This is a genomic window from Streptomyces sp. M-16 (assembly GCF_052114405.1).
In the GTDB taxonomy this organism is placed as follows: domain Bacteria; phylum Actinomycetota; class Actinomycetes; order Streptomycetales; family Streptomycetaceae; genus Streptomyces.
Genome location: NZ_JBFRER010000346.1, coordinates 1 through 436, shown reverse-complemented (window position 1 = coordinate 436; position 436 = coordinate 1). Strand labels below are relative to the sequence as shown.

The window sequence follows — 436 nt, the reverse complement described above, 5'->3', positions numbered from 1 at the left end:
GCCGCGCACGAAGAGCTCGGCGGCACACGTCAGGAAGCGCTGGAGTCCGCCTTCGTCACGGCGCAGGGAACCGGTCGCCAGGACGTCGACACCGGCGGCCTCGGCGGCCTCCTGGATCCCGATGGTGAGGACGGGGTGCGCACTGGACTCCACGAAGGTGGCGAAGCCATCTTCCAGGAGGACCTTGACGGTGTCCTCGAAACGGACGGGCTGGCGCAGGTTGCGGTACCAGTACCCGGCATCGAGACCGGTGGTGTCGACCGGCCCGGCGCTCACGGTCGAGTAGAACGGAATCTCCGCCCTGCGCGGCACGACCGGCCCGAGAACATCCAGCAGCTCGGCCTCGATCCGCTCCACGTGCGCCGAATGGGAGGCGTAATCGACCGGCACCTGACGGGCCCGGATCCCCTCCCCCACCGCCTCCGCGACGAACGCG

The 436-nt window shown here is 70.0% G+C and carries 1 protein-coding gene; it reads right to left on the bottom strand.

Annotation, left to right across the window (positions count from 1 at the left end; all coding sequences use genetic code 11):
- Positions 1 to 436: acyltransferase domain-containing protein (locus AB4039_RS42495; protein ID WP_442273343.1), on the bottom strand; the 436-nt coding region annotated here is incomplete at both ends.